Raw genomic sequence first — 25,010 nt, 5'->3', positions numbered from 1 at the left:
GATACAAGTCCTTGGCGCTTCCGCTGTCAATACTTTGTCAAGACATAATTTCACCAGCAGGTCCGAATGTCCGTACAAACTATTGACACGGCCGTCCGTGAGTCCTACATCTGGGAGGCGGCATGCCCCCGCCCACCCCCGAGGAGCGTTGCACATGGCCGACTCAGCCCGGCGTTTCGACCTGATCACGATGGGCCGTATCGGGGTCGATCTCTACCCCCTTCAGACGGGCGTATCCCTGGCCGAGGTGCGGACGTTCGGCAAGTTCCTCGGCGGTTCGGCCGCCAACGTGGCGGTCGCCGCCGCCCGGCTCGGCCGGGACGCGGCCGTGATCAGCCGCACCGGCGACGACCCGTTCGGTACCTATCTCCACCAGGCGCTCGCCCGGTTCGGGGTGGACGACCGCTGGGTCACGCCGGTCGGCGCCTACCCGACGCCGGTCACCTTCTGCGAACTCTTCCCGCCGGACGACTTCCCGCTCTACTTCTACCGGCTGCCCAAGGCCCCCGACCTGGAGATCCACGCCCACGAACTGGACCTCGACGCGATCCGCGCCGCCCGGGTCTTCTGGGTCACCGGCACGGGCCTGAGCGAGCAGCCGAGCCGCTCCGCCACCCTCGCCGCCCTCGCGGCCCGCGCCGGGGCCGGCGTCACCGTCTTCGACCTGGACTGGCGCCCCATGTGCTGGCCCGACCCCGGCACCGCCCGGCCGCACTACGCCGAGGCCCTGCGCCACACCACCGTCGCGGTCGGCAACCTCGACGAGTGCGAGATCGCCACCGGCGTCCGCGAACCGCTGGCCTGCGCCGAGGCGCTGCTGGCGGCCGGGGTGGAGCTGGCCGTCGTCAAGCAGGGCCCGCACGGCGTCCTGGCCGTGCACCGGGACGGCACGGCGGTCCGGGCGCGGCCGGTGCCGGTGGAGGTGGTCAACGGCCTCGGCGCGGGCGACGCGTTCGGCGGCGCCCTCGTCCACGGCCTGCTGTCCGACTGGGACCTGGAGCGCACCGTGCGCTACGCCAACGCGGCCGGCGCCCTGGTCGCCTCCCGGCTCGCCTGCTCCGCCGCGATGCCCACCCCGGACGAGGTCGACACCCTCCTGGCCACGGACGGAGCCGCCTCGTGACCCTCGGCATCCCCGACCTCACCGCCGTCCGGGCCCGGCGCCCCGAGGCGGTCGCCGAGGCCGCCGCCCGCCGGACGCGCCGCCCGCTGCTCGGCGCCGGCGGCCGGCTGATGATCGTCGCCGCCGACCATCCGGCGCGCGGCGCGCTCGGTGTCGGCGACCGCCGGCTCGCCATGGCCAACCGCGCCGACCTGCTGGAACGGCTGTGCACGGCGCTGTCCCGGCCCGGCGTGGACGGGGTGCTGGCCACCGCCGACGTGCTGGAGGACCTGCTGCTGCTCGGCGCGCTGGAGAACAAGGTCGTCATCGGCTCGATGAACCGCGGCGGACTGGCGGGCGCCGCCTTCGAGATGGACGACCGGTTCACCGGCCACCGCGCCGAGGACCTCGCCCGGTTCCGCTTCGACGCGGGCAAGCTGCTGCTGCGCGTCGACTACGCCGACCCGGGCTCGCTGGCCACCCTGGAGGCCGCCGCCCGCGCCGTGGACGCGATGGCCGCGCACCGACTGCCGGTGTTCGTCGAGCCGTTCATCTGCCGCCGCGTGTCCGGCCGGCTCCGCACCGACCTGTCCGCCGAGGCGGTCACCCGGTCCATGGCCATCGCCTCCGGGCTGGGCGGCACCTCCGCCTACACCTGGCTGAAACTCCCCGTCACCCGCGACCCGGACGACATGGCCGAGGTGCTCCAGACCTCCACCCTGCCGACGGTCCTGCTCGGCGGCGAGGTCGGCGACGACCAGGAGGGGGCATACGAACGGTGGCGCAAGGCGCTGCGGCTGCCCACCGTGCGGGGGCTGGTGGCCGGCCGGTCGCTGCTGTACCCGGCGCGGGGCAGTGTGGAGGAGGCGGTGGACACCGCCGTAGGACTGCTGTGACGCCCGCACCGCCCCGCCGCCGTCCGCCCTGACGCGACGCCTGTGCCGCCCTGACGAGGAGGAGACACCCGATGACGCACCACCTTTCCGCGGGCAAGGCGCGGAGCGGTCCCTACTCCGTGCTGGTCACCCCCGAGTCCGCGGGCTGGGGGTACTCCGGCCTGCGGGTGCTGCCGCTGGAGCCGGGCGGCTCGCACGCCTTCGGCACCGGTGACAGCGAGTGGATCGTGCTGCCGCTCGCCGGGAGCTGCACGGTCACGGTCGACGGCACCGCCTTCCGGCTCACCGGCCGCGATGATGTGTTCAGCGGCGTCAGCGACTTCGCGTACGCGCCGCGGGACGCCCGGGTCACCGTCGACTCCCCCGGCGGCGGCCGGTTCGCGCTCACCGGCGCCCGCTGCGGGCGCCGGCTGCCCGCCCGCTACGGGCCGGCCTCCTCGGTCCCGGTCGAGCTGCGCGGCACCGGCGACTGCTCCCGCCAGGTCAACAACTTCGGCGCGGCGGACGTCTTCGAGTGCGCCAACCTCATCGCCGTGGAGGTGATCACCCCGGGCGGCAACTGGTCGTCGTTCCCGCCGCACAAGCACGACGAGCACCGGCCCGGCGAGGAGTCGGAGCTGGAGGAGATCTACTACTTCGAGTTCACCGGCCACGACGGCACCCCGGGCCTGGGCTACCAGCGGGTCTCCCCCTCCGGGCGGGGCCGGGGCACGGACGTGCTGGCCGAGGTGCGCGACGGCGACGTCGTCCTCGTCCCCGACGGCTGGCACGGCCCGTCGATGGCCGTGCCGGGCCACCACATGTACTACCTCAACGTCATGGCGGGCCCCGGCGACGACCGGGCCTGGCTGATCCGCGACCACCCCGACCACGCCTGGGTCCGCGACACCTGGCCGGACCGGCCGGCCGACCCCCGGCTGCCCCTCTACACCGCTGCGGAGAGGTCCGTATGAGCGCCCGCACCCGCCGACTGACCACCGCCCAGGCCCTGGTGCGGTTCCTCGCCGCCCAGTACACCGAACGGGACGGCGTGCGGCACCGGCTGATCACCGGCACCTGGGGCGTCTTCGGCCACGGCAACGTGGCCGGGATCGGCCAGGCCCTGGTGGAGTACGCCGATGTCATGCCGTTCCACCAGGGCCGCAACGAACAGGCCATGGTGCACGCCGCCGTCGGCCACGCCCGGCACCTGGACCGGCTGTCCGCGCAGGCGGTGACCACCTCGATCGGGCCCGGCGCCACCAACCTGGTCACCGGCGCCGCCCTCGCCACGATCAACCGGCTGCCCGTCCTGCTGCTGCCCGGCGACTACTTCGCCTCGCACGCCGCCGACCCGCTGCTCCAGCAGTTGGAGCACCCCCTGGCGGGCGATGTGTCGGTCAACGACGCGCTGCGGCCGGTGTCGCGGTACTTCGACCGGATCACCCGGCCCGAGGCGCTGATCCCCGCCGCCCTGCACGCCATGCGGGTCCTCGCCGACCCGGCCGAGACCGGCGCCGTGACGCTCGCGCTGCCGCAGGACGTGCAGGCCGAGGCGTCCGACTGGCCGGAGGAGTTCTTCGCCGACCGGGTCTGGCGGGTCCGCCGCCCCGCCCCCGACCCGCTGGAACTGGCCGACGCCGTCCAGACGGTCCGCTCCGCCTCCCGGCCGCTGATCGTGGCGGGCGGCGGCGTCCACCACAGCGCCGCCGAGGAGGCGCTGGAGGCGCTGGCCGACGCCACCGGCGTCCCGGTCGCGTCCACCCAGGCCGGCAAGGGCTCGCTGCGCCACGACCACCCCGCCGACGTCGGCGCCGTCGGCCACACCGGCACCGCCGTCGCCGACGCCCTCGCCCGCACCGCCGACCTGGTGATCGGCGTCGGCACCCGGTACACCGACTTCACCACCGCCTCCGGCACCCTCTTCCGGCACCCGGCCGTCCGCTTCCTCAACCTCAACATCACCGGCTTCGACGCCCACAAGCTCGCCGCGCGCACCCTGGTCTGCGACGCCCGCACCGGCCTGGAACTGCTGACGGAGGCCCTGTCCGGGTACCGCGTGGACCCGGCGTACCAGGCGGAGTACCGCGCCGGCAAGGAGCGCTGGGACCGGGTGGTCGAGGCCGCCTTCCGGGGCGCCGACGACGCGGTGCCGACCCAGACGCAGGTCCTCGGCGCGCTGGACGCGGTGGTCGGCGACACCGACGTGGTGCTCAACGCGGCCGGCTCCCTCCCCGGCGACCTGCACAAACTCTGGCGGGCCCGGTCCCCGCGCCAGTACCACCTGGAGTACGGCTACTCCTGCATGGGGTACGAGATCCCGGCCGCGATCGGCGTGCAGCAGGCCGCGCCCGGCACCCCGGTGTGGGCGCTGGTCGGCGACGGCACCTACCTGATGAACCCCACCGAGATCGTCACCGCCGTGCAGGAGCGACTGCCCGTCAAGCTGGTCCTGGTCCAGAACCACGGATACGCCTCGATCGGCGGCCTGTCCGAGGCGGTGGGCGCCGAGCGCTTCGGCACCGCCTACCGCCACCGCGCCCCCGACGGCACCTTCACCGGCGATCCGCTCCCCGTGGACCTGGCGGCCAACGCGGCCAGCCTCGGCATGGACGTGCTGCGCGCCAAGACCCTCCGCGAGCTGCGCGCGGCCCTCGCGACCGCGCGGGCCGCGACCCGGCCGACGTGCGTGTACGTCGAGACCGACCCGGCACCGACCGCGCCGCCGGCCGAGGCGTGGTGGGACGTGCCGGTCGCGCAGGTGTCCTCCCGGCGGCCCGCGACGGCCGCCCGGACGGAGTACGTACGCGCGCTCGCCGACCGCCGCCGCCACCTGTGACCCGCCGGCCCGGCCCTGACGGCGCCTCAGTGCGCCGCGTCGAGCCGGGCCCGCTGCACGGCGGTCAGCGTCAGGCCGACGGCGGCGAGGTTCTCCTCCAGTTGCGCCGTGGAGGAGGCCCCGGCCAGCGGGAGGACGGGCAGTTCGGCGCCGGTCTGCCAGGCCAGGACGCCCTGGCTGACGGTGGCGCCGGTCTCCTTCGCCACCTCGCGGAGCACCGCCGGCCTGGGGGCGTAGCGGGTGGTCGGTGGTCGTCGTCCCGGTGCGAGACGGCGCGGCGGGCGGTGCCGCGCGCCTCTCCCCGTCCGGGTGAACGCGGACCGTTCACGCCGGTGCGGGGGCGCGGGGCTGGGAGTCTCAGGACCGGCGCCCGCGTGCCGGCGCCGCGTTCCCGACCCGACCGAAGGAGTCCTTGTGCGTTTCCGACACCTGGTGACCGGCGCCCTCACCTCCGCCGCCCTCGCGCTCACCTCGCTGGGCACGGTGGCCGTCACCCCCGCGACCGCCGACCCGTGCGGCTTCTACGAGACCGGCTCCGACGCCTACTACAACCACTGCACCTCGGACGGCTCCCACGTCGTCATCAAGGTCCGCGTCGCCCGCGCGTCGGACTACGAGCGGTGCGTCGGCCCCGGCCGGACCTGGCTGGGCTCGGCGGCCAAGATCCAGAGCGCCCACTACGTCAACCGCACCTGCTGACCCCACCCCTGCCGAGGGCCGGCCCCGGGTCCCCCCGCAACCGGCCCTCACCACCGAGCCTCAGCGGACGAGGCCGATCGCCTCGATCTCGACAGGTTCGCCAGCGCCCGACGGGCCTGGGCCTCGAAATCCCCCGCGCCGACCGTGTTCCCCCGGGCGCCGATCCATTCCCGGGGACGGGAGAACACGTCCGGCCGGCCTCACACCCATCCGCCACCCACCTTTGACACCCCGCTGAAGTGAGTGATTGAGTACTCACATGAAGTCGGAACGGCGTCACCTGTCCACGGCCGAGGAACGGCGGGAGACGGTCCTGCGCACCGCCATCGGCGCCTTCGCCGCCCGGGGCTACTTCGGGACCACCACTACGGAGGTGGCGAAGGCCGCCGGCATCTCGCAGGCGTACGTCTACCGCCTCTTCCCGAACAAGGAGGCGCTGTTCGCCGCGGTCGTCGAGCACTGCTTCGTCCGGGTCCGCGCCGCCCTCGAAGGCGGTGCGGCGCGGGCCGAGAGCGGCTCGCCCGAGGCCGTGCTCGACTCGATGGGCGACGCCTACGCCCGCCTGATCAGCGACAACGACCTGATGCTGGTGCAACTGCACGCCCAGGCCGCCGCGGTCTCCGAGCCGGCGATCAGGGAGACGGTCCGCGCGGGGTACGCCCGCACGGTCGAGTACGTGCGCAGCGCCTCCGGCGGCGACGACGAGCAGGTACAGCGGTTCTTCGCCACCGGCATGCTCTGCCACCTGCTGGTCTCCATCAACGCGGAGGCGGTCTCGGCACCTTGGACCCGGACGCTGACGTCCGGAATCACCCACTACTGAGGGGGACTCACCGGGGACTGGCCGGTTTGGGGCTGGTTCGGGTGACGGCGTGCGGCGAGGCTGGCCCGGCGCACAGCAGCGCGCCCCCGACAGACCGGAGGAAAGCGATGAGACAGCCCCTACGCCGCGTGACGGCGGCGTGCGCGTCAGCTCTGGCCGCGGCCGTCGTGGCCGTCGGCGCCCCGGCGCAGGCCGCGCAGGCGTCGACCACCGCCCACTGCCCGACGTCGACGTCCTTTGCCCTGCTGCCCTCCGGCAGCGGCTTCCTCTTCCCCAACCTGTTCGTCTCGAAGTCCGCATGCGGCTTCGTCGACGGCGGCGCCCCGTACTACTTCACGATCGACAAGGCGACGAGCAACGCATCGGTGCTCGGGAATCCGCCGCGCCCGTACGTCTTCTACAACCTGTCCCTGGTGTGCTCCACCGTGACCGTCAACGGCGACAGCGTCTACGCGACCGGGTGCGCACCGGCATAACCGGGTCCCCCGCCACATCCTGCGCAACGATCGAGAGCCGGTTTCGGATCTCTCCGAAACCGGCTCTGACCTGCGACTCTCGCGAGTCGGGACGACAGGATTTGAACCTGCGACCCCTTGACCCCCAGTCAAGTGCGCTACCAAGCTGCGCCACGTCCCGATGCGTCGTCGCGCGGTGTTCCGTGCGGTGACGCGAACAGAACTTTACCGCACGCCCCGCCGTGCGGTGAAAACGCGTCGGCGCGGCACAATCGGGGCATGGACAGCTCACGCCAGGGCCGCGACCGCGACGACGAGGGGCGGGCGCGCAACGCCCGGCCGCGGGACGGGCTCGGACGCCCCCTGCCGCACGGCGCGCACGGCGTGCCCCGGCAGCCCGAGGGCGTGGTGCGCGCCCCCGAGGAGACCGTGGCGGAGGCGCAACGGCTGCTGGACGAGGGCAAGCCGTTCCACGCGCACGAGGTGTTCGAGGACGCCTGGAAGTCGGGGCCGCAGGAGGAACGGGAGCTGTGGCGGGGGCTGGCCCAGCTCGCGGTGGGGCTCACGCACGCGGCCCGGGGCAACGTCACCGGCGGTGCCCGGCTGCTGCGGCGCGGGGCCGGCGCGGTGGAGGCGTGGGCGTCCGGCTCGGCGCGGCCCCGGCCGTACGGGATGGACCTCGCGTCGGTCGCCGGGTGGGCCCGGGAACTGGCGGCCGACGTGGAGCGCCACGCCGCCGCCGCGGACCGGGCCACCGCCCCCGGCGACGCGCGGGACGCCCCCCTGGACGCGGCCGCGCGGGCGCCCCGGCTGCGGGGGTGAGGTCCGGCCCGGCGGTGGGGTCGGGTGGGGCGTACGGCAGACTCGGGGCGTGCGGACTATTCATGTGATCGGTATCGGTGCGGGCGACCCCGAGCAGCTCACCCTCCAGGCGGTCCGGGCGCTGCGGGACACGGACGTGTTCTTCGTGCTGGACAAGGGCGAGGTCAAGGCGGACCTGGTACGGCTGCGGCACGACATCCTCCGCACCCATGTCCCGGAGGGCACCTACCGGGTGGTCGAGGCCCAGGACCCGGAGCGGGACCGCGGCGCGGGCGGGGCGGCGTACTCCCCCGCCGTCGGCGACTGGCGCAGCGCCCGCGCCGGGATCTACGAGGAGCTGATCGCCGGGGAACTGGGCGAGGATGAGACCGGCGCGTTCCTGGTGTGGGGCGACCCGGCGCTGTACGACAGCACGCTGGGCATCCTGGAGGAGATCCTGGAGCGCGGCACGGTGACGTTCGCGTACGACGTGATCCCCGGGGTCAGCAGTGTGTCCGCGCTGGTCGCCCGGCACCGTACGGGCCTGAACCGGGTGGCGCGGCCGGTGCAGATCACCACCGGACGGCGGCTCGCGGAGGGGCTGCCCGAAGGGGTGGACGACGTGGTGGTGATGCTGGACGCGCACCAGACCTTCCGGCGCTACGCCGACCAGGACATCGACATCTACTGGGGCGCCTACATCGGCACCCCCGACGAGATTCTCGTCTCCGGCCCGATCGCCGAGGCCGCCCCCCGCATCGAGCGACTGCGCGCCGAGGCCCGGGAGCGCAAGGGCTGGATCATGGACACGTATCTGCTGCGCCGCGATCCCGGGAAGTAGCCGCACCCGGGCGGACCGCTCCCACATGCGTGGACCGGGCACCGGTGTGATCGTGGCCGTGTGACAGTCGCCGAGGAAACGCAGCGGAGCGCGCCCGCCCAGCCGCCGGTACTGGACCGTCGGCGCCGCAACGTCGTCTTCGTCACGATCATGCTCGGCATGCTGCTCGCGGCCCTGGACCAGACGATCGTCGGCACGGCCCTGCCGACGATCGTGTCGGACCTGGGCGGCGCCGAGCACATGTCGTGGGTGGTCACCTCGTATCTGCTGGCGGAGACCGTCGCCACGGTGCTGGTCGGCAAGTTCGGTGACGTGTTCGGCCGCAAGGTGGTCTTCCAGGTCTCCGCGATCGTGTTCATCGTGGGGTCGTTCCTGTGCGGCCTGTCCACGAACATGACGCTGCTGATCCTGTGGCGGGCGATGCAGGGCGTCGGCGCGGGCGGGCTGATGGTCACCGCGATGGCGCTGATCGCCGATGTGATCCCGCTGCGCGAGCGCGGCAAGTACCAGGGCGCGATCGGCGCCGTGTTCGGGGTGTCGACGGTCATCGGGCCGCTCCTCGGCGGGCTGTTCACCGACCATCTGTCGTGGCGCTGGGCGTTCTACGTCAACGTGCCGATCGCGGTCGTCGTCGTGATCGCCGCCGCCCGCACCATCCCGGTGGTGAAGTCGGCCGTCCGCCCGGTCATCGACTATCTGGGCATCGCGCTGGTCGCGATCGGCGCCAGCGCGCTGATCCTGGCGACGAGTTGGGGCGGCAACCAGTACGCCTGGGGCTCGGCCGTGATCATCGGCCTGTTCGCGGGCGGGCTGATCGCCCTCGCGCTGTTCTGCTGGGCGGAGACCCGGGCGGCGGAGCCGATGCTGCCGATGCGGCTGTTCGCCAACCCGGTGTTCACGGTCTGCTCGATCCTCAGCTTCATCGTCGGCTTCGCGATGCTCGGCGCGCTGACCTATCTGCCGACCTACCTGCAGTACGTCGACGGCGACTCGGCGACGATCTCCGGTGTGCGGACGCTGCCGATGGTGATCGGGCTGCTGATCGCCTCGGTGTTCAGCGGCAGCATGGTGAGCCGGACCGGGCACTACCGGCTGTTCCCGATCGTCGGCACGGTGGTGATGGGCGCCGGCCTGTACCTGATGTCCCTGATGGGGCCGTCGACGGGGGCGTTCCTGGAGTCGGTGTACATGTTCGTGCTGGGCGCCGGCATCGGCCTGTGCATGCAGGTGCTGACGATCGCCGTGCAGAACACCGTCGACTACTCCGACCTCGGCACCGCCACCTCGGGCGTCACCTTCTTCCGTACGCTGGGCAGTTCCTTCGGCACCGCGGTGTTCGGCACGATCTACGCCAACGCCCTCACCCCCAACCTGCGCGACGGCATCGCCCGCGCGGCGGCCACGGGCACCGCCGACCCGTCGGTGATCCAGCGCGCGGCGACCAGCCCGGAGGGGCTGCACCAGCTTCCGGCGCGGGCGGCGGACCCGATCGTCGGCGCGTACGCGGACACCATCCAGACCGTCTTCCTGTGGACGGTGCCGGTCGCGGCGCTCGGCTTCCTCGTCTCCCTGTTCCTCAAGCAGGTCCGGCTGCGCGACAGCGCGCGGGCGGGCTCCACCGACATGGGCGAGGGCTTCGCCCAGCCGCACGACGCCGACTCGCGGCGGGTACTGGAAGCGTCCATCGGGAAGATCATCGGCCGTACCCGGCTGGACACCGCGCGGCGGATCATCGCGGACAGCGACACGAGGCTGGACGTCGCGGGGGCGTGGGCGGTGATGCAGGTCGAGCTGTTCACGCGGCTGGTGGGGCACGCGAGCCTGGGGCTGATCGCGGCGCGCCGGAGGCTGCCGCCGGAGGTGCTGCTGCCGGTGTTCGACCGGATGGTCGAGGAGGGGTATCTGACCCGGCACGGTTCGCTGCTCTCGCACACCGCGGCGGGGGCGCGGGAGGCGGCCGTCATCGCGGACGCGTGGACGGACTGGCTGGAGGACCGGGTGGAGCAGGACATCGGCCGGCCGACGGACGCGGAGATCCGCGTGGCGGTGGACGCGATCGCCAAGCGGCTGCTGGTGGAGGACCTGAACAGCGGTCTGCCGGAGCGGATGCGACCGCGACGGCCGGTCGGCGCGCACGCCGAGAGCTGACCCCGGGGTCCCGCGTCCATACCCCCGCCGGCACGCCTCAGCGCAGCAGCAGTTGCAGTCCCCCGACGACCGTGGCGGCGATCACCAGTTGCTCGAACAATCGCTGGTTGATCCGGTTCACAGCCCATTTGCCCAACAGCGCCCCGGGCACCACGAACAGCACGAGAGCGGCGTCGAGCAGCAGCGACCGCCCGTCGATCAGCCCCAGCCCCACGCTGAACGGCAGCTTGGAGACGTTGACGATCAGGAAGAAGAACGCCGAGGTGCCCAGAAAACCCAGCTTCCGGAAGCCCGCGGAAAGGAGATACATCGACATCACCGGGCCGCCCGCGTTGGCGACCATCGTGGTGAACCCGCCGAGCACCCCGTACGAGCGGGCCTTGATCCGCCCCGCCCGGGAGCCGGAACCCCCCGCGCCTTCCGTGTCCCCCTCCGGCGGCTCCCCCGCGTCCGCCGTCCGCCGGCGCCACACCGTCACCCCGGCCATCACCAGCAGGATCGCCCCGATGGAGACCCGCTCCGCACCGTCGTCGGCGAACATCAAGAACACCGTGCCGACCACCACCCCCACCCCGACCGCCGGGAACAGCCGCCACAGCGTCGGCCAGTGCGCGTGCCGCCGGTAGGTCAGGACCGCCAGCACGTCCCCGGCGATCAGCACCGGCAGCAGTACGCCGGTGGAGGCGCGGGCGGGCAGCACCGCCGCGAAGATCGCGAGGCTGACCGTGTTGGCCCCGCTCACGGCGGTCTTGGAGAAGCCGACGAGCAGGGCCGCGCAGGCGAGCGCCGCGAATCCCCAGGGGGTGACGTGCCACAGAGTCATCGTGTCCATGCGGACACCGATGCTATGCGCCTAACGGACGGACCCGACCGGCGGGCCCGACCGGCGGGACCGGCCGGAGGGCCTAACCGGTGGTGGCGTACCGCGTCCGCAGTTCCCGCTTGAGGACCTTCATGCTCGGGCCCAGCGGCAGCGCGTCCGTGAACTCCACGCGCCGCGGGTACTTGTGCCGGCCGAGGTGCTCCTTGGACCACTCGGTGACGGCGGCGGCGTCCGGGACCGCGTCCGGGGCGGGCACGATCACGGCGCAGACCTCCTCGCCGTGCAGCTCGTCGGGCAGCCCGATGACCGCGACCTGGGCGATGCCGGGGTGGCGCATCAGGACCTCCTCGACCTCGCGCGGGTAGACGTTGTAGCCGCCGCGGATGATGACGTCCTTCTTGCGGTCGACGATGCGCAGGAACCCCTCGTCGTCCTTGGTGCCGAGGTCCCCGGTGCGGAACCAGCCGTCGACCAGCGCCTCGGCGGTGGCCTCGGGGCGGCCCAGGTACCCGGAGAACACGTTGTGGCCCCGGACGACGACCTCGCCCAGTTCGCCGGGCGGCAGCAGCTCGATCCGGCCCTCGGTCTCGGAGCGGGCGATCTCCACGTCGACGCCCCACAGGGGGTGGCCGATCGTGCCGGGTTTCGCGCCGAACACCGGCTGGTTGACCGACGCCGCCGGGGACGTCTCCGACAGCCCGTACCCCTCGTAGATCCTGGCGCCGAACGCGGCCTCGAACCGCTCCAGCACCGCGACCGGCAGCGAGGCGCCGCCCGAGATGCAGATCCGCAGCTCGGGCAGGGCACCGGCGTCGGCCGCCGCGGCGGCCAGGGCGACGAACATGGTGGGGACGCCGTGGAAGGTGTTGACCTTCTCCCGCACCATCAGCTCGATGGCCCGCGCCGCGTCGAAGCGGGGCAGCAGCACCAGGGTGGCGCCCGCGCGCCAGGTGGAGTTCATCGAGACGGTCTGGCCGAAGGCGTGGAACAGCGGCAGCGCGCCGAGCGCCACGTCGCCGGGCCGGACGTCGTTGGCGTCGAAGGCGTTGACGGTCGCGTTCATCACCAGGTTGAAGTGGCTGAGCACCGCGCCCTTGGGGACGCCGGTGGTGCCGCTGGTGTAGAAGACGACGGCCGGGTCGTCGGCGTTCCGGGTGACGTACGAGGGGAGCGGCTCGGCGTCGGCGGCCAGCTTGGCGAACTCCTCGCCCAGCATCACCACCCGCACCCCGGCGGCGCGGGCGGCGGCGGCTCCGGTCTCCGCCTGCGCGGGGTGGCAGAGCAGCAGGGTGGCGCCGCTGTCGGCGAGCACGTGCCCGACCTCCTCCGCCGACAGCAGCAGGTGCACCGGTACGACCACGCCGCCGGCCGCGGCGATCGCGAAGTACGCCTGCGGGAACTCGGCGGTGTTGGGTGCCATCAGCGCGACCCGGTCCCCCGGCCGCACGCCCAGGCCGGTGAGGGCACCGGCGCGGGCGAGGGCCCGCTGCCACACCTCGGCGAAGGTCAGTCGCAGGTCGCCCTCGACGAGCGCCTCCTTGCGGGGGCGGCGCCGGGCGTTCTCGGCGAGGACGGCTGCGACGGAAAGGGTTGCCATGGGGTGTTGCTCCGTTTCCTGACTGCGGCTCTGGGTGGGGTGGGGGCGCGTCGGCGGGTCAGTGCCGTTCGACCAGCACCGCGCTGCCCTGCCCCACGCCGACGCACATGGTGGCCAGCCCGCGGGCCGCTCCCGTGCGGCGCATGCGGTGGAGCAGGGTGGTGAGGATGCGGGCGCCCGAGCAGCCGAGCGGGTGGCCCAGCGCGATGGCGCCGCCGTAGGGGTTGACCCGTTCGGGGTCGATGCCGAGCTGGTCGACGCAGGCGAGGGCCTGCGCCGCGAACGCCTCGTTGAACTCGGCTTCCTCGATGTCGCCGACGCTCCAGCGGGCGCGGTCCAGCGCCTTGCGGGTGGCGGGGACCGGGCCGAGGCCCATCACGTCGGGGTGGACGCCGGCCGAGGCACCGGCGACATAGCGGCCGAGGGACTCCAGGTTCAGCTCGTGCAGGGCCTCCTCGCTGACCAGGAGGAGGCCGGCGGCGCCGTCGTTCATCGGGGAGGCGTTGCCCGCGGTGACGGTGCCGCCGGGGCGGAACACCGGCTTGAGGCGGGCCAGCTTCTCCAGCGAGGTGTCCTCGCGGACGCACTCGTCGGCGGTGACGGTGACGCCGTCGGGGCGCTCGACGGGCAGCAGCTCGTCGTCGAAGCGGCCTTTCTCGCGGGCCTCGGCGGCCAGGTGGTGGCTGCGCAGCGCGAACTCGTCCTGGCGCTCGCGTCCGACGCCGTACCGCTCGGCGACCTCCTCGGCGGTCTCCCCCATGGCGAGCAGTCCGTGCAGGTCCTTCATGGCCGGGTTGACCAGGCGCCAGCCGAGCCGGGTGTCGGCGGTCTCCATGCGGTGCGGCAGGGCCTCGTCGGGCCGGGGCAGCACGAAGGGGGCGCGGCTCATCGACTCCGAGCCGCCCGCCAGGACGATGTCGGCCTCGCCGGCGGCGATGGTGCGGGCGGCGGTGGTGACGGCCTCCAGGCCCGAGGCGCACAGGCGGTTGACGGTGGCGCCGGGCACCGAGTCGGGCAGGCCGGCCAGGAGCGCGGCCATGCGGGCGACGTTGCGGTTGTCCTCGCCCGCCTGGTTGGCGGCGCCCCAGTAGACGTCGTCGATGCGGGCCGGGTCCAGGGCGGGCAGGTCGGCGACCAGGCCCCGGATGACGGCGGCGGCGAGGTCGTCGGGCCGTACGCCGGACAGGGCGCCGCGGAGCTTGCCGATGGGGGTGCGGCGAGCGGCCGCGAAGTGTACGGGGCGCAACGGGGACTCCTGACCGTCGTCGCGCGGTCCGCGACGACCGTTAATTAGCACTGCTAGTTTTGGACTATAGACCGCCGGGCGGCTCCCTGGGAAGATCCCCCCGGCAGACCTTCACCGACGGAGCCGGAGGAACCATGGCCGAGGCGCGCGCCCACGTCCTCAGCGGAGCCCGCGGCAAGATCACCGTCCGCGAGTGGTCCGCCCCGCACCCCCGGTACGTGGCGCTGCTGGTGCACGGCTACGGCGAGCACACCGGCCGGTACGCCGGGCTCGCCGAGGCGCTCACCGCGCACGGCGCGGCGGTGTACGGGCCCGACCACGCCGGGCACGGGACGTCGGAGGGCGAGCGGGTGCTGGTCGAGGACTTCGAGGACCTGGTCGCCGATGTGCGCCGGACGGCGCGACTGGCCCTGGACGCCCGGCCGGGCCTGCCGGTCGTCATGATCGGCCACTCGATGGGCGGGCTGATCGCCGCCCGGTACGCCCAGCGGTACCCGGACGGGCTGACCGCGCTGGTGCTGTCCGGGCCGGTGATCGGGGACTGGGAGCTGCCCCGGCGGCTGCTCGCCCTGGACGACATCCCGGACACGCCGGTCAGCCCGTCCGCGCTCTCCCGGGACCCGGCCGTCGGCGCGGATTACGCGGCGGACCCGCTGGTGTGGCACGGCCCGATGAAGCGGCCGACGCTGGAGGCGTTCGTCCGGATGCTGGAGACCGTCGCCGAGGGCGGTCCGGCCGGTTCGGTCCCGCTGCTGTGGCTGCACGGCGCCGACGACCGGCTGGTGCCGCTGTCCGGCAGCCGGCCGGGCGTCGAGAGGCTGGCCGGCGGGGAGCCGGCCGAGCGGATCTACCCGGGCGCCCGGCACGAGGTGTTCCTGGAGACGAACAGGGCCGCGGTACTGGCCGACCTGACCGGGTTCCTGGCCGGGTGCTGCCCCGCTGAGCCCGGGTTTGCGCTGGTGGCCCGGGGGCACCCGCGTTCGTGGAGTGGTCGCGCCGCGCGGCCCGCGTGACGGCCGTTCGCGGACCCGAGCGCGTGGCACGGAACGCGGCGCCACTGCCCGTACCACCGGAGTCGAAGCGTCAAGGAGCGGCACCGTATGACTGTCGTGAAGAGCACGATCCCCGAATCCGCCCGTCAGGTCACCGGGGACGCCTTGCAGAGCACCCTGGTGGATCTGCTCGGCCTCTCCCTGATCGGTAAGCAGGCACACTGGAACATCGTCGGACCGCGGTTCCGGGCGATCCACCTCCAGCTCGACGAACTCGTCGACGCGGCCCGGTCGTTCTCGGACACCGTCGCCGAGCGGTCCGCGGCGCTGGGCGTCCCGGCCGACGGCCGCCCGGAGACCGTCGCGTCCGCGTTCACCCTGCCCGGTCCGAAGGAGGGCTGGGTGCGCGACAGCGACGTCGTCGCGCTGATGGTCGAGGCCCTGGAGACGGCCATCGCCCGGCTGCGCGAGCGGATCGCGGCCACCGAGGAGGCCGACCCGGTCACCCAGGACCTGCTCATCAGCATCACCGCCGAACTGGAGAAGCAGCGCTGGATGTTCGACGCCGAGAACTGGCCGAAGGACGACTGACCACGGCCCGCGCCGCACACACGCACGACGGGAAGGGGCACCCCCATGGCCGACGCCCTGGAACTGGACACGCTGTGGGAGGACTTCCACCGCGTGGTGAACATGACCTCCGCCGAACTCGCGGACTGGCTGCGGGTCCGCGACGCGGGTGAGACGACCGAGCCGCTGCCGGGCGAGGCGGGAACGCCGACCGGCCAGCACGTCCTGGCGATCCTGCGCAAGCGCCGTACCGATCTGACCGAGGACGACGTACGCGTGATGCGCGAGGTGGTGGACACGGTCACCGCGGAGACGGACGTCGAGAACGAGCCCGTCGCCCAGGACGCCGAGCGCCGGCACCGGCTGATGACGCTCGGGCACGACCCCCTCAAGGCGTAGCCGTGGACCGCGACCGGCGCGTCCTCGCGGAACTCGTCGGCGCGCACGGGCGGACGTACGCCGAGGAGGCGGGCATCCGGCTGCGGGACACCCCGCAGCCGCTGTACCGACTGCTGGTCCTGGCCCATCTGCTGAGCGCCCGCATCCGCGGCCCGGTCGCCGTGGCCACCGCCCGTGCCCTGTACGAGGCGGGGCTGCGCGACCCGCGCCGCATGGCCGACGCTAGTCGGCGGCGGCGGGTCGACGTGCTCGGCCGGGGCGGCTACCGGCGCTACGACGAGCGGACCGCCACCCAGCTCGGCGCGGAGGCCGAGCTGCTGATCGCGCGCTGGGGCGGCGATCTGCGCGCGCTGCGCGAGGAGGCCGGCGGACAGGTTCCCGAACTGCGCCGCCTGCTCCAGGAGTTCCCCGGCGTCGGCCCGGCCGGCGCCGACATCTTCCTCCGCGAGGTCCAGCGGGTCTGGCCCCGGTCGGCCCCCCGCCTGGACCGCAAGGCCCTCCAGGGCGCCGCCCGCCTGGGCCTGCCGGAGGACCCCGACGCCGTGGTGAGGGCCGCCGGTGACACCGAACCGGCGGTCCTCGCCGCCGCGTTGGTCCGCGCGGCCCTGGACCCGGAGGTGGTCCGTGACACCCTGGAACGGGCCGGATGACGTCGGACCGGTCGCAGTCGGCCCGGAGCGTTTCCCGGGCAGAAGGAGACGCTGAAAGTATGATCAAGCGATGTCTGACATGACCGAAACCACGCCGGGCTGGATGACGACCGACGAACTCGAATCGGCCCGCGCCCGCATGCCCATCCTGTACGTCGACGCCGTCCCCGTCCGTGTCGACGACAGCGGCGAAGTCACCAGCGTCGGCCTGCTGCTGCGCATCGGCCCCGACGGGACGGTCAGCCGGACCCTGGTCTCGGGCCGGGTGCTCCACCACGAGCGGGTCCGGGACGCCCTGCTGCGCCATCTGGAGAAGGACCTCGGCCCGGTGGCGCTGCCCCGGGTGCCGGCCTCGCTCCAGCCGTTCACGGTCGCGGAGTACTTCCCGACCCAGGGCGTCACCCCGTACCACGACCCCCGCCAGCACGCCGTCTCGCTCGCCTACGTGGTGCCGGTGACCGGGGACTGCCGGCCCCGGCAGGACGCGCTGGACCTGGTCTGGTTCAGCCCCCAGGAGGCGCTGTCGCCGGCGGTGCAGAGCGAGATGCCGGGCGGCCACGGGGTGCTGCTCAAGCAGGCGCTCGCCCATGTGGGCTGCGTGGCCTGAGCGGCCCCCGGCGGCTCGTCACCGCTGCTCCTCGTCGTCGCTGAGCTGCGGGTCCAGGTCGTCGCGGAGCAGGCCCCGGCTGCCCGTCTGACCGGTCCGGTACGCCACGCGCGCCACCAGGTGGGAGGCGACCGGACCGGTCAGGAACTGGAAGAACGCGATGAGCGCCAGGGTGCCCAGGTCGATGCCGTGGCGCAGGCGCAGCGCGACACCGGCGAGGACGAGCAGCATCCCGAGGGTCTGCGGCTTGGTCGCGGCGTGAGTGCGGGAGAGCACGTCGGGGAAGCGCAGCATCCCGATCACGCCGAGCAGGGACTGCAGGCAGCCGAGGAACATCAGCAGCGCGCCGATCAGGTCGGCGGCCTCGGCGAGGGCGTTCACCGGTGGTCCTCCGTGCCGTCCGGGCGGCGCGCGGGCCGGTCGCGTACCGCGATGAACCGGGCGATGCCCACCGACCCGGTGAAGCCGAGGAAGGCGAGCACCAGCATCACCGGGAAGTAGAACGGGTCGCCCTCCCGCGCGGACTTGGCGCCGATGCCGGCCACGATCAGCGCGGCGGCCACGTCCAGGGAGACCGCCCGGTCCAGCATCGAGGGCCCGTACCAGATCCGGTACAGCAGCAGGGCGCCCGCGACGACGATCATCACCACCGAGGCGGTCAGCAGGGCGTCCTCGACGGCGTGCAGGGTGTTCACGGCGACTGCTCCCCCTCCGGTACGGGCCGGGCGGCGCGGGCGATGTCCTCGGCGGTGCCGAAGGCGCGGGCGACCAGTTCCTCCATGCGCCACACCGAGCGCTTGGCGGCCTCGATCGCGCCGGGGTCGTCGGCGTCCAGGACGTGCAGGAAGACGGTGGCCGTGGCGCGGCGCACCTCGATGACGGAACCGCCGGGCACGTTGGAGACGGCGACGGCGGTGGAGGTCAGCATCAGGTCGCTGCGGCAGCGCAGCGGCACGGCGACGACCGCCGCCCTGAGCGGGGCCCGGGTGAAGATCTGCCGGGTGACGGCGATGCTGGAGGAGTACATGTCGTACAGCAGGTAGGCGACGAGGCGGAGGATGCCCAGGGGGCGCAGCCGCAGGCCGAGGTCGACGGCGGGCAGCGGGAAGGCGAGGCAGACGCAGACCGCGACGAGCACGCCGTTGACCAGGTTGGCCCAGGACAGGGTGCCCCAGAGCAGGACCCAGATGACGGTGAGCCAGGCGATGAGCGGCAGGTCCAGCACCCGGCGGCCGGTGCCGACGCCGATGGTCCAGCGGTAGGGCGGGTGGTCGCTCACCGGTCGAGCACCGCCTCGATGTAGGGGCCGCGGGCGAGGAGTTCGGCGGCGGCGCGGTCGGCGAAGGTGGTCAGGGGGCCGCCGAGGACGGTGTAGAGCAGGCCGAGGGCGACGGCGGCGCAGGTCGCCGTCACCATGGGCCAGGGCAGGTGCCGGGTGGTGGTGATGGACCGGCCGAGCAGACCGGCGGTGACCACGGCCCCGGCGGGGGCGGGGCGGCGGCCGGCGGGCCCGCCGGTCTCCTCGTCGTCGCCGTCGTCGCCGTCGTCGCCGTCGTCGTCTTCGGCGGACTCCAGGACCACGCCTTCCTCCTCGGTGCCGGGCGGCGCCTGCCGCCAGAACGCCAGGTTCCACACCTTGGCCATGACGTAGAGGGTGAGCAGGCTGGTCGCGGCGGACCCGGCGACCAGCGCCCAGGCCCAGTTGCCGCCGTTGTCGACGCCCGCCCGCATCAGGCCGAGCTTGCCGATGAACCCGGACAGCGGCGGAATGCCCGCCAGGTTCATGGCCGGCACGAAGAACAGCACGGCGAGCAGCGGCGCGGACCTGGCGAGGCCGCCGAGGCGGGTGAGTTCCGTGGTGCCGCCGCGCCGCTCGATGAGCCCGGCGACGAGGAACAGGGTGGTCTGCACGGTGATGTGGTGGGCCACGTACACGATCGCCCCGCCCAGCGCGGCGCGGCCGGCGAGGGCGATTCCGAAGACCATGTAGCCGATGTGGCTGATCAGGGTGAACGTCAGCACGCGTTTGAGGTCGGTCTGCGCGACCGCGCCGAGGATGCCGACGGCCATGGAGGCGAGGGCGGCCAGCATCAGCAGGTCGCCGAGGCGGTGGCCGGGGAAGAGCAGGGTCTGGGTGCGCAGCATCGCGTACACGCCGACCTTGGTGAGCAGGCCCGAGAAGACGGCGGTGACCGGGGCGGGCGCGGTCGGGTAGGAGTCGGGCAGCCAGGCGGCGAGCGGGAAGACCGCCGCCTTGATCGCGAAGACGGTCAGCAGCATGGCCTCCAGCAGGGTCCGCACCCCGAGCGGGATCTCCTGGAGCCGGCCCGCCAGTTGGGCGAAGTTGACGGTGCCGGCGACCGAGTAGGCCATGGCGATGGCGACGAGGAACAGCATCGACGAGAACAGCGAGATGATCACGTACGTCGATCCGGCCCGGATGCGGGTGGCGGTACCGCCGATGGTGAGCAGGACGTAGCTGGCGACCAGCATGATCTCGAAGCCGACGTAGAGGTTGACGAGGTCACCGGCGAGGAAGGTGCACGAGACGCCGGCCACCAGGATCAGATAGGCCGGGTGGAAGACGCCGAGCGGGGTGCGCTCGTCGCGGTCGGCCATGCCCTGGCCGAGCGAGTACAGGTGGACGAGCAGGGTGATGGCGCTGGACACGGTGAGCATCAGGCCCGCGAGGCGGTCGGCGACGAGGGTGACGCCGAGCGGCGGGGCGAAGTCGCCGAGATCGACGTGGAGCGGGCCGTGCCGGTCGGCGGCGATCATGAGGATCACGGAGAACACGAAGACGGCGCCGAGCACGGTGAGGCTGATCAGGCGCTTGAACCGGTGCAGCCGGGGTCCGATGGCCAGTTCCAGGCCCATGACGCACAGGGGCAGCAGCACGGGGAGCGGGACGAGCGCGTTCACCTGGTTCCTTCCTTGCCGGGGCCCTCGGGGTCGTCGGGCTGTCCGGGCCGGCCGGGCGGCCGGTCCGGGCCGGCGTCGGCCTGCTCCTCGGGTTCGCGGCCGCTCTCCCCGGGGTCGTTGGAGGGGCCGGCGTCGTGGGCGGGGGCCGGTCCGGGCCGGCCGGCCGCGTCCCGCGCGCCCTGTTCCCGGCCGGCCCGGTAGTCCTCGGGGTCGGCGCCGAGGATGTCGTTCCAGATGTTGCCGGAGACGTCGTTGGTCCTGGCCTGGTAGGCGCGCTCCTCCCGCATCCGGTCGCGCAGTTCCTTGCGGGCGGCGCGGTAGCGGTCGCGCTGTTCCTGGGTGGTGCCGCGCTCGGCGCGCAGCTTGCGGTAGCGGGCGCGCAGTTCGCCGCGCCGGTGCAGGACCTCGGCGCGCAGCGCGACCAGCCGGTCCTCGGTGTCGTCGCTGATCTCGTCGGAGCCGGTGACCTGGTGGCTGCGGTAGGCCATGGAGAGCAGGAACGCGGTGGTGGCGAGGGTGATGACGATCGCGGTGAGCGCGATGGCCTGCGGCAGCGGGTCGGTGACCCGGTTGCGGATGACGTGCGGGTACAGCAGCGGGGCGTCGCCCGCGCTGCCGGTGGAGGCGAGGACCAGCAGGTTGATGCCGTTGCCGAGGACGACGGCGCCGAGCAGGACGCGGGTCAGGGACCGGGTCAGCATCAGCACGCCGCCGACGGCGCTGAGGACGGCGGCGGCCACCAGGAGGGCCAGGCTCACGGTCACTCGGTGCCCGCCTCCCGCTGGTGGCGCCGGGCGGCGGCGCGTTCGATCTGCCGGTCGATCCGGGCACCGAGGGCGCGCACGATGTCGAGGACCACGCCCAGGACGAGGAGGTAGACGCCGCAGTCGAAGAGGACGGCGGTGCTCAGATGGCTGTCGCCCCACACCGGGAGGTGGCCGTGCCAGGTCCAGCCGTGCAGCACGGTGCCCTCGATCAGCCCGCCCAGCGCGACCCCCGTGGACAGGAACATGCCGAGGCCGGTGAAGAGGCCGGGGGCGAAGGGCGCGGCGTCGCCGAGTTCGTGGCGTCCGCCGGCCAGGTAGCGGGTGATGAAGGCGACCCCGGCGACCAGTCCGGCGACGAAGCCGCCGCCCGGCAGGTTCTCCGCGCACATCAGCAGGTAGACGGAGAGCACCAGGATCGGGTGGAAGATCAGCCGCGCGACCACTTCGAGGAGGATGGAGCGGCGCTCGGGGGTGAGGGTGTCGCCGGCCGCGAGCCAGGTCCGTTCCGGGGCGCTCTCGTCGCCGCTGGGCACTCCGGCGAGGCTGCCCGGGGGCAGGCTCCAGGCGGTGAGCGCGGCGCCGCCCGGGGGGTCGCCGGGCGGTGGCGGGGCCGGCCGGTCGGTGCGCCGGTGCAGGTAGATGAGGCTGGTCACGCCGATCGCGGCGGCGGCGAGCACGGCGGACTCCCCCATGGTGTCCCAGGCCCGCAGATCTACGAGGATGGTGGCGACGACGTCCTTCAGGCCGTGGTGGGCGACCTCCTCGACCATCGCCGACCCGGCGGTGTCGCCCCGCCGGTGCCCCGCCATGATCCACAGGACGACGGCGACGGCGGCGCCGCCGGCGAGGGCCAGCGGCATCCGCAGGACGCGCCGGCGCAGCCGGTAGCTCTCCTCGAACCGCACCGGCATCCGCCGCAGCACCAGCACGAACACGATCATCGAGACGGTCTCGACGCAGAACTGGGTGACCGCGAGGTCGGGGGCGCCCTGCACCACGAACAGCAGCGCGGTGCCGTAGCCGGTGAGCCCGGCGAGCACCACGGCCTTCATCCGGCGCCGCGCGCCCAGGCAGAGCAGGGCGGCGGCGCAGGTCAGCAGCGTGACACCGGCCTGGACCGGGGTGTCCCACAGACGGGGGGCGGGGGCGCCGGTCCAGGGCCGGTCGGTGACGAGGACGGCGATCTGACCGGCGAGGACGACACCGAGGGTGGTCATCAGGTACACCGTCAGCGAGCCGCGCTGCACGAACCCGGTGCACTGCAGGGCGGCGCGTTCCAGGGCGAGCAGCAGGTGCCCGAAGTTCCGGTCGGCGGAGCGCCAGGCCAGCGCCTTGCCGACCCGGACGACGGGACGGGCGGCGAGGAACAGCAGCACCCCGCCCGCCCAGGCCGCGCCGGACAGCGCGAGGGCGGGACCCGCCCCGTGCCAGAGCGCCAGATGGTACGGACGCGCGGGCGCCGGGAACCCCTCGGCGTACGCGCCGAGCAGACCCTGGAGCCACCCGGCGCCGGGGCCCAGGACCAGGCAGGCGCCGGCCAGCACGGCGGGCGGCGCGAGGAACGCGACGGGGACGCGGTGCGCGCGGGTGTTGGGGACGCCGGGTTTGCGGGCGAAGGCACCCCACAGGTAGCGCAGGGTGTACGCGGTGGTCAGCGCCGATCCGAGGACGGTCGCGGCGAGCGCCCACCGGTCGGCGGTGCCGCCGTCCAGCAGCGTCTGGAACGCGGCCTCCTTCGCGGCGAACCCGAGCAGCGGCGGTACGGCGGCCATCGACAGCCCCGCGACGACGGCGACCGCGCACACGGCGGGCAGCTCGCGCCCCAGCCCGGACAGCTTGCGCAGGTCACGGGTGCCGGCGGCGTGGTCGACGATCCCGGTGACGAGGAACAGGGGCGCCTTGAACAGGGCGTGGGCGAGGATCATGGCGGTGCCGGCCAGGGCGGTGTCGTGGCGGCCGGCGCCGGTGAGCACCGTCAGGAACCCGAGCTGGCTGACGGTGCCGTGGGCGAGGACGAGTTTGAGGTCGCACAGGCGCAGCGCCCGCCAGCCTCCGAGCAGCATCGTCGCGCCGCCGAGCACCAGCAGCAGCGGCCGCCAGGGCGTGACCTCGGCGAGGGCCGGGGCGAGCCGGGCCACGAGGTAGACCCCGGCCTTCACCATCGCGGCGGCGTGCAGATAGGCGCTGACCGGGGTGGGGGCGGCCATCGCGTTCGGCAGCCACAGGCTGAACGGCCAGATCGCCGACTTGGACAGCGCCCCGGCCAGGATCAGCACGACCGCCGCCGACAGCGCCGCCGACGCGGGCGGCGGGTCGGCGAGGATCGCCGAGATCCGGTACGTACCGGCCTGCCGGCCCAGCAGCAGGAAGCCGACCAGCATGGTCAGCCCGCCTAGCGTGGTCACCGTCAGGGACTGCAGGGCGCTGCGCCGGTTCCCCTTGCGGTCGCTGCTCTGCCCGATCAGCAGGTACGAGAAGACGGTCGTCAGTTCCCAGAAGACGTACAGCAGGATCAGGTCGTCGGCGAGGACCAGGCCGAGCATCGCCCCGGCGAAGGCGAGCAGGTTCCCCGCGAACCGGCCCAGGTCCGGCGCCCGGTCCTCGAAGTAGGAGGCGCAGTACACCAGGACCAGGGCGCCCACCCCGGCGGCGAGCAGCACCATGAGTTCGGCCAGGGCGTCCAGGCGCAGCGCCCAGTCGACGTGGTAGGCGGGCAGCCAGGTCCACACCTCGGTGTCGGTGCCGCCCCCGGCGGCGGTGCTCCACCGGGTGGCCGCCCAGACGGCGGCGGCCACGGGGGGCAGGGCCAGCACGAGGAACGCGCGGGTTCCGCACCGCCGGACGAGCGGCGCGGCGAACAGCGCGAGCACGAAGTGGCCGAGGACGAGCGCGGTCACGCGGGTCCGGACGGGGGCAGGACGGTGGAAGGAAAGAGCACCCAACAGTGATATATCGCCCATGCCGCCGCGCCGCCCAGGCACGCCGCGACGGGCAGGGGCGGTGTGGGTCGGCCGGGGCCCGGGGGAGGCGGGGGCCGGGCGGACCGCCCGTGCCGGTACGGAGGGTGGCGGGCGGTCCCGCCGACGGTACGGAGCCGACGGTTCGAAGGAGCGGCGGGCGGGCGGTCGCCGGCGGTGCGGAAGGGCCGGTCAGCCGGTCAGCCGGTCAGGGTCCGCCAGCCGCCGTCGAGCAGGTCGAAGGCCCGGTTGACGACCTCCTCGGCGGCGTCGTGGCCGCGGGCGGCGTGCGGGGCCGCGAGGGCGAGGTGGGCCAGGGCGGTGCAGGCCGCGTCGTCCGCGGGGCGGCCGCTCTCCTCGGCGATGACCCGGGCCAGGGCGGCGGTGTGGCGCAGCCACATGGCCTGGTGGTAGTCGCGCAGCGCCGGGGTGCTGTCGACCAGGTCCAGGAAGGCCGCGAACTCCGGCTCGCCGGCGGCGCCCGCCCGGCGGTGGCGCAGGGCGTGCTCGCGCAGGGCGTCCGGGACGGACCGCCCCCGGGGCCGCTCGCGCACGGCGGCGAGCAGACCGGCCTCCAGGTCGGCCTCCCGGTCGAAGACCAGGGCCTCCTTGACGGGGAAGTGCTTGAACAGCGTGGTGGTGGACACGTCGGCGGCGTCCGCGATCTCCCGGATGCCCACGTCGTCGTAGCCGCGCTCCAGGAACAGGCGCAGCGCGGCGTCGGCGATGGCCTGACGGGTCGCGGCCTTCTTGCGCTCACGGCGCCCCACGGGCGCGGGCGCGGCGCCGCTCTGCTCACTGGTACCGGGCATGGCAGCGACCCTACCCCATCGATTGCCTCGTACAAAAAGTTGAGTTGTTGCACTTATTTACTCGTTGTGCTCTGCTGGTGCGGCG

The 25,010-nt window shown here is 73.7% G+C and carries 25 protein-coding genes, 1 tRNA gene and 1 pseudogene; 15 read left to right on the top strand and 12 right to left on the bottom strand.

The features are described from left to right. Positions 1-154 precede the first annotated feature (154 nt). From iolC to iolD, 4 genes are all read left to right on the top strand, one after another. A complete protein-coding gene (iolC, locus tag ACFY32_RS31565) occupies positions 155-1,123 on the top strand; it encodes a 5-dehydro-2-deoxygluconokinase (protein WP_390676107.1) in 969 nt (322 codons plus the stop codon). Then, positions 1,120-1,998 (top strand): deoxyribose-phosphate aldolase, encoded by an 879-nt coding sequence (locus tag ACFY32_RS31560; RefSeq protein WP_390676106.1) that lies wholly within the window; start codon positions 1,120-1,122, stop codon positions 1,996-1,998. The genes iolC and ACFY32_RS31560 overlap by 4 nt, the downstream gene beginning before the upstream one ends. 71 nt (positions 1,999-2,069) lie before the next feature. Next, the gene (gene iolB, locus ACFY32_RS31555; RefSeq protein ID WP_390676105.1) at positions 2,070-2,951 is read left to right on the top strand and encodes a 5-deoxy-glucuronate isomerase; all 882 of its coding nucleotides are present in this window, start codon (positions 2,070-2,072) and stop codon (positions 2,949-2,951) included. Beyond that, positions 2,948-4,816 (top strand): 3D-(3,5/4)-trihydroxycyclohexane-1,2-dione acylhydrolase (decyclizing), encoded by a 1,869-nt coding sequence (iolD, locus tag ACFY32_RS31550; RefSeq protein WP_390676104.1) that lies wholly within the window; start codon positions 2,948-2,950, stop codon positions 4,814-4,816. Before iolB ends, iolD begins: the two co-directional genes overlap by 4 nt. Before the next feature lie 26 nt (positions 4,817-4,842). Here iolD and ACFY32_RS31545 read toward each other — a convergent pair. Further along, a pseudogene (locus ACFY32_RS31545) lies at positions 4,843-5,112 on the bottom strand (aldo/keto reductase); the annotation flags it as partial. A gap of 118 nt (positions 5,113-5,230) precedes the next feature. Between ACFY32_RS31545 and ACFY32_RS31540 the strand changes: the two are divergent. The 3 genes from ACFY32_RS31540 (at position 5,231) to ACFY32_RS31530 (ending at position 6,814) form a co-directional block, all read left to right on the top strand. After that, positions 5,231-5,515 carry a DUF6355 family natural product biosynthesis protein gene (locus tag ACFY32_RS31540; protein ID WP_359204167.1) on the top strand — a complete coding sequence of 95 codons (285 nt, stop codon included), beginning with the start codon at positions 5,231-5,233 and terminating at the stop codon, positions 5,513-5,515. 259 nt (positions 5,516-5,774) lie between these two features. Next, on the top strand, positions 5,775-6,338 hold the full coding sequence (locus ACFY32_RS31535; RefSeq protein WP_390676103.1) for a TetR/AcrR family transcriptional regulator: 564 nt from the start codon (positions 5,775-5,777) through the stop codon (positions 6,336-6,338). A gap of 107 nt (positions 6,339-6,445) precedes the next feature. Further along, positions 6,446-6,814, top strand: a complete 369-nt coding sequence (locus ACFY32_RS31530; protein ID WP_359204173.1) for a hypothetical protein — start codon at positions 6,446-6,448, stop codon at positions 6,812-6,814. Between the two features lie 86 nt (positions 6,815-6,900). Here ACFY32_RS31530 and ACFY32_RS31525 read toward each other — a convergent pair. Next, positions 6,901-6,974: transfer RNA gene (locus ACFY32_RS31525), tRNA-Pro, on the bottom strand. A gap of 98 nt (positions 6,975-7,072) precedes the next feature. On the opposite strand from ACFY32_RS31525, the gene ACFY32_RS31520 reads away from it, so the two are divergent. Genes ACFY32_RS31520 through ACFY32_RS31510 form a run of 3 tightly spaced genes read left to right on the top strand, consistent with a single transcriptional unit; the run spans position 7,073 to position 10,583 of the window. Beyond that, positions 7,073-7,615 carry a DUF309 domain-containing protein gene (locus tag ACFY32_RS31520; RefSeq protein WP_390676102.1) on the top strand — a complete coding sequence of 181 codons (543 nt, stop codon included), beginning with the start codon at positions 7,073-7,075 and terminating at the stop codon, positions 7,613-7,615. A gap of 49 nt (positions 7,616-7,664) precedes the next feature. Then, positions 7,665-8,435, top strand: coding sequence for a precorrin-6A synthase (deacetylating) (gene cobF / locus ACFY32_RS31515; RefSeq protein ID WP_390676101.1), 771 nt, complete (start codon positions 7,665-7,667; stop codon positions 8,433-8,435). Positions 8,436-8,495: 60 nt separating this feature from the next. Next, entirely contained in the window at positions 8,496-10,583 is a 2,088-nt protein-coding gene (locus tag ACFY32_RS31510) for an MDR family MFS transporter (protein ID WP_390676100.1), read from the top strand. A 37-nt stretch (positions 10,584-10,620) separates the two neighbouring features. Here ACFY32_RS31510 and ACFY32_RS31505 read toward each other — a convergent pair whose 3' ends face one another. From ACFY32_RS31505 to ACFY32_RS31495, 3 genes are all read right to left on the bottom strand, one after another. Next, positions 10,621-11,415 carry a sulfite exporter TauE/SafE family protein gene (locus ACFY32_RS31505; RefSeq protein WP_390676099.1) on the bottom strand — a complete coding sequence of 265 codons (795 nt, stop codon included), beginning with the start codon at positions 11,413-11,415 and terminating at the stop codon, positions 10,621-10,623. 73 nt (positions 11,416-11,488) lie between these two features. Beyond that, positions 11,489-13,003 carry a long-chain fatty acid--CoA ligase gene (locus tag ACFY32_RS31500; RefSeq protein WP_390676098.1) on the bottom strand — a complete coding sequence of 505 codons (1,515 nt, stop codon included), beginning with the start codon at positions 13,001-13,003 and terminating at the stop codon, positions 11,489-11,491. Positions 13,004-13,061: 58 nt separating this feature from the next. Next, positions 13,062-14,249: a thiolase family protein gene (locus ACFY32_RS31495; RefSeq protein ID WP_359202415.1), complete on the bottom strand. Its 1,188-nt coding sequence runs from the start codon at positions 14,247-14,249 to the stop codon at positions 13,062-13,064. Positions 14,250-14,383: 134 nt separating this feature from the next. On the opposite strand from ACFY32_RS31495, the gene ACFY32_RS31490 reads away from it, so the two are divergent. The 5 genes from ACFY32_RS31490 (at position 14,384) to ACFY32_RS31470 (ending at position 17,467) form a co-directional block, all read left to right on the top strand. Continuing rightward, positions 14,384-15,262 (top strand): alpha/beta hydrolase, encoded by an 879-nt coding sequence (locus ACFY32_RS31490; RefSeq protein ID WP_390676097.1) that lies wholly within the window; start codon positions 14,384-14,386, stop codon positions 15,260-15,262. A gap of 87 nt (positions 15,263-15,349) precedes the next feature. Then, positions 15,350-15,832, top strand: a complete 483-nt coding sequence (locus ACFY32_RS31485; RefSeq protein ID WP_359202411.1) for a DNA starvation/stationary phase protection protein — start codon at positions 15,350-15,352, stop codon at positions 15,830-15,832. A 45-nt stretch (positions 15,833-15,877) separates the two neighbouring features. Further along, complete coding sequence (locus ACFY32_RS31480; protein ID WP_359202409.1) at positions 15,878-16,210, top strand: DUF3140 domain-containing protein; 333 nt, start codon at positions 15,878-15,880, stop codon at positions 16,208-16,210. Positions 16,211-16,212: 2 nt separating this feature from the next. Next, positions 16,213-16,860: an endonuclease gene (locus ACFY32_RS31475; RefSeq protein WP_390676096.1), complete on the top strand. Its 648-nt coding sequence runs from the start codon at positions 16,213-16,215 to the stop codon at positions 16,858-16,860. 79 nt (positions 16,861-16,939) lie between these two features. Then, positions 16,940-17,467 carry an NUDIX hydrolase family protein gene (locus ACFY32_RS31470; protein ID WP_359202447.1) on the top strand — a complete coding sequence of 176 codons (528 nt, stop codon included), beginning with the start codon at positions 16,940-16,942 and terminating at the stop codon, positions 17,465-17,467. Positions 17,468-17,485: 18 nt separating this feature from the next. Here the strand turns inward: ACFY32_RS31470 and mnhG are convergent, their stop codons facing one another. The 7 genes from mnhG to ACFY32_RS31435 form a co-directional block, all read right to left on the bottom strand. Then, complete coding sequence (mnhG, locus tag ACFY32_RS31465) at positions 17,486-17,848, bottom strand: monovalent cation/H(+) antiporter subunit G (protein WP_390676095.1); 363 nt, start codon at positions 17,846-17,848, stop codon at positions 17,486-17,488. Continuing rightward, entirely contained in the window at positions 17,845-18,162 is a 318-nt protein-coding gene (locus tag ACFY32_RS31460) for a monovalent cation/H+ antiporter complex subunit F (protein WP_390676094.1), read from the bottom strand. Before ACFY32_RS31460 ends, mnhG begins: the two co-directional genes overlap by 4 nt. Beyond that, positions 18,159-18,746, bottom strand: coding sequence for a Na+/H+ antiporter subunit E (locus ACFY32_RS31455; RefSeq protein ID WP_359202403.1), 588 nt, complete (start codon positions 18,744-18,746; stop codon positions 18,159-18,161). Before ACFY32_RS31455 ends, ACFY32_RS31460 begins: the two co-directional genes overlap by 4 nt. After that, on the bottom strand, positions 18,743-20,389 hold the full coding sequence (locus ACFY32_RS31450) for a Na+/H+ antiporter subunit D (RefSeq protein WP_390676093.1): 1,647 nt from the start codon (positions 20,387-20,389) through the stop codon (positions 18,743-18,745). The genes ACFY32_RS31455 and ACFY32_RS31450 overlap by 4 nt, the downstream gene beginning before the upstream one ends. Further along, a complete protein-coding gene (locus ACFY32_RS31445) occupies positions 20,386-21,153 on the bottom strand; it encodes a Na(+)/H(+) antiporter subunit C (protein WP_359202400.1) in 768 nt (255 codons plus the stop codon). The genes ACFY32_RS31450 and ACFY32_RS31445 overlap by 4 nt, the downstream gene beginning before the upstream one ends. After that, on the bottom strand, positions 21,150-24,053 hold the full coding sequence (locus ACFY32_RS31440; protein WP_390676092.1) for a Na+/H+ antiporter subunit A: 2,904 nt from the start codon (positions 24,051-24,053) through the stop codon (positions 21,150-21,152). Before ACFY32_RS31440 ends, ACFY32_RS31445 begins: the two co-directional genes overlap by 4 nt. Positions 24,054-24,313: 260 nt before the next feature. Then, the gene (locus ACFY32_RS31435) at positions 24,314-24,925 is read right to left on the bottom strand and encodes a helix-turn-helix domain-containing protein (protein ID WP_359202396.1); all 612 of its coding nucleotides are present in this window, start codon (positions 24,923-24,925) and stop codon (positions 24,314-24,316) included. Between the last annotated feature and the right edge of the window lie 85 nt (positions 24,926-25,010).

This window comes from Streptomyces sp. NPDC000134, assembly GCF_042899225.1.
Taxonomy (GTDB): Bacteria; Actinomycetota; Actinomycetes; order Streptomycetales; family Streptomycetaceae; genus Streptomyces.
The sequence above is the reverse complement of the archived record's forward strand: the minus strand, read 5'-3'. Positions and strand labels throughout refer to the sequence as shown.